The sequence below is a fragment of the Faecalibacterium intestinale genome (genome assembly GCF_040096575.1).
Classification (GTDB): domain Bacteria; phylum Bacillota; class Clostridia; order Oscillospirales; family Ruminococcaceae; genus Faecalibacterium; species Faecalibacterium intestinale.
This window is the reverse complement of sequence record NZ_JBBMEN010000052.1, coordinates 1-3,136: the sequence shown is the minus strand read 5'-3', so window position 1 is coordinate 3,136 and position 3,136 is coordinate 1. Positions and strand designations below refer to the sequence as shown.

Annotated in this window: 4 protein-coding genes; 3 read left to right on the top strand and 1 reads right to left on the bottom strand. The window is 51.4% G+C overall.

What is annotated here, in order from left to right; genetic code table 11:
• Positions 1-165 precede the first annotated feature (165 nt).
• From WMO20_RS14255 to WMO20_RS14245, 3 genes are all read left to right on the top strand, one after another.
• Positions 166-555 (top strand): transposase, encoded by a 390-nt coding sequence (locus WMO20_RS14255; RefSeq protein WP_349187290.1) that lies wholly within the window; start codon positions 166-168, stop codon positions 553-555.
• A gap of 173 nt (positions 556-728) precedes the next feature.
• Positions 729-1,184 carry a MarR family winged helix-turn-helix transcriptional regulator gene (locus tag WMO20_RS14250; protein ID WP_055190626.1) on the top strand — a complete coding sequence of 152 codons (456 nt, stop codon included), beginning with the start codon at positions 729-731 and terminating at the stop codon, positions 1,182-1,184.
• Positions 1,171-2,517 carry an MATE family efflux transporter gene (locus tag WMO20_RS14245; protein ID WP_055190629.1) on the top strand — a complete coding sequence of 449 codons (1,347 nt, stop codon included), beginning with the start codon at positions 1,171-1,173 and terminating at the stop codon, positions 2,515-2,517. The genes WMO20_RS14250 and WMO20_RS14245 overlap by 14 nt, the downstream gene beginning before the upstream one ends.
• A 163-nt stretch (positions 2,518-2,680) precedes the next feature.
• Here WMO20_RS14245 and WMO20_RS14240 read toward each other — a convergent pair whose 3' ends face one another.
• Complete coding sequence (locus tag WMO20_RS14240) at positions 2,681-2,947, bottom strand: DUF6061 family protein (RefSeq protein ID WP_097778407.1); 267 nt, start codon at positions 2,945-2,947, stop codon at positions 2,681-2,683.
• Positions 2,948-3,136: the final 189 nt, after the last annotated feature.

The following is a 3,136-nucleotide window of genomic DNA, read 5'->3' as shown; positions in this document are numbered from 1 at the left end:
AGCCCTTGAAGAAGAAAAGACCGCATAACAACAGACACCTGTAAGCCATCAACGAGCCCCCAGCCGCAAGTGCAGGGTGGAAAACTTCCGCGCCCTTGCGCCTGATAAAAATTGGAACTTTGATTTTCTCGCCCGACTTTGCCACGGTGGGACGATCAAAGGAGCGTGCGTTTGAACAAAAAGAAAAAGTCCACAAATACTTCCCCTTACCCCGATGAAGTCATTGACCGTCTGGCACGGGCATTCTATCCGGCCATTCTTGCCTGCTGGAACAGCGAGGAAGGGCAAAGAGAATTTGCTGCATGGCAGGCGGAACAGGCTCATCATGCCCCCAGCAAAGAAAAGCAGAGCGTTCCCGACGGGGAACGCCCTGTTGTACATATCGCTGTTATCTGTGGCTTTAATCGCAAGTTTTACAAGCAGAGCAATTCTCAACGACCTGTTTGCGATATGCAATTCACGGTTGTTGCCAACGAATCAAATCGTGAATTACGCTGGCAGGGTGCGTCCTATTCAGGGACGCACCCTGTTTTTGTTTTGTATTTGATCTTCTAATCCATGGTTCAGACTGTATTCGCTCAAACACCCTCTAGAATGGTATGCCGGAAGCAGATGCCTCAAAGCTGCCGACATCTCCGATTTTTCAAAAAGACTTGACATTCCCGGGTAGTTCTATATAATTATCAATGTTAATTACCTTCGATAATCGTTTGGAGAGGAATTTCATTATGACCATCGAACTGATCAAGCAGCTGCTGGATGCCTGCTATCTGGCAAAGCGGGCACGGGAGATGCTGCCTGCCCTGCCGGAGGGTGTGACATCCTCCTATATCCAGTGTCTGGATGTTATTCAGAAATTGCAGACCCGTGGCATCTGGCCGAAGATCTCTGATCTCAGCGATGCGCTGAATCTGCCCCGCCCCGGTGTGACCCGTACCGTAAAAGAGATGGAGCACAAAGGGTATCTGAGAAAACAGGTGTCCGCTGAAGATGGCCGCGTGACCTATCTGTTCCTCACCGAGAGCGGGCAAGCGCTTTCCCAGAAGTACAATACGGACTACTTCTCGCAACTGCTCCCGTATCTGGACGGCATTTCCGAGGAGGATGCAGCGTGCACCATCCAAACGCTGGAAAAATTCTATGCTATTATGTGCGAAAGGAAAGATTCTCTTGAAAAACGATAAGACCGATTTTACCCAAGGCCGCATTTTGCCAAAGCTCGCCTTTTTCATGCTGCCCATTCTGGGTGCGCTGGTGCTGCAGGCCGCTTACGGCGCAGTAGATCTTCTGGTAGTGGGGCGCTTTGGCTCCACTTCAGGCTTGTCTGCGGTTTCCACCGGTAGTCAGGTACTCAACCTCGTCACCTTTGTTGTCACCCAGCTTGCCATGGGTGTCACAGTGCTCATTGCCCGCTATCTGGGCGAAAAACGACCGCAGTACATCGGGCAAGTCATTGGCGGGGCAGCTGTTGTGTTCACCCTTCTGGCAGCTGCACTGTTCGTGGTGCTGGTGTTTTTTGCACGGCTTATTTCCAGTCTGATGCAGGCTCCTGCCGAAGCCCTGGACCTGACCGCCAGCTATGTGCGCATTTGCGGCAGCGGCATCTTCTTTATTGTAGCCTATAATATGCTCTCGGCTCTTTTCCGCGGTCTGGGCGACAGCCGCTCTCCGCTGATCTTTGTGCTGGTGGCGTGCATTGTGAATGTTATTGGCGATCTGGTGCTGGTGGCTGGTTTTCATCTGGATGCTGCCGGTGCCGCCATTGCTACGGTAGCAGCACAAGCCGTCAGCGTAATCTGTGCAATCGCAATGCTGCTGAAGAAGGAGCTGCCCTTCAAAATCCATCGCTCTGATTTCAAGCCGAACCCCCAGTGCAAAAAATTTCTGGGCATCGGTCTGCCGCTGGCTTTGCAGGAGTTTTTGACCCAGCTTTCCTTTCTGGCGCTCTGCGCCTTCGTCAACCGGTTGGGGCTGGAGGCATCTTCCGGCTACGGTGTGGCGTGCAAGATCGTTAATTTTGCCATGCTGATCCCCAGTTCTCTGATGCAGTCCATGGCATCCTTTGTGTCCCAGAACGTGGGTGCTGGCAATAAAAAACGCGCCGAGCAGTCCATGCTCACCGGCATTGGCATCGGTCTGGTGTTCGGCTGCGTCGTATTTGCACTGGTGTGGTGCAAGGGTGACGTTCTCTCCGGTCTGTTTACGGCAGATGCCGCGGTTATTGCCAACGGCTACGCCTACCTCAAGGGCTTTGCGCCCGAGACCATCGCCACTGCCATCCTGTTCAGCATGGTAGGTTACTTCAATGGCAACGACAAAACCCTCTGGGTCATGGTACAGGGGCTGGTGCAGACTCTGCTGGTGCGTCTCCCCATGGCGTATATTATGAGTATCCAGCCCAACGCCAGCCTGACGATGATCGGTCTGTCCGCACCCACCTCCACCGCAGTGGGCATCTTATTAAACATCTGCTTTTTCCTCTGGCTTAAACGATACGAAAATCAAACGTCTGCATAAGTTTTGAAGGCTGGAGGCCTGCCGATGGTTGTTACCACCTATAAACATGATACGGTCGTGCTTGAAATTTCAAATTCAATCATGAGTCGATAATAGCAAACAAGCCCACAGGATAGACCGCATAAAAATACGGCAGACCTGTGGGCTTGTTCCTTATATCGAGTTAATCTCTAAACGATAAATCCTCTGATCCATGACCTCCGACCACATTCTTCAAATATTCCTCCGGGTTACCATTCAGAATCAAATCCGCGTAGCTCAGCGGATCATTGTAGATGAGGTAATCCAACTCCGACCTCTGCGCCATGGTCACATCCAACGCATCCTCGACCCCGGTGCAGTCGATGGAAATTTTTCTTCCATCCCGGAGCAGCAGCTCCACGCAGCCGGTGTCCATGTTGAATTTGCAGGTTCTTTCATCGTACTTCATACTCGTGTCCTTTCTACCTTACGGCACCTTTACAGTTGTGACCTTCGTGATACGGTCTTTCTTTTGATAAGGTTTCGGACACACGGCCGTCAGGGAAGAGCCTGAATTTTCATTTCCGAAGAAAACAAAAAATCCGAACCCTTCTCCTATCGAGAAAAGGTTCGGATTTTCATGGTTTGGTGCGGATAA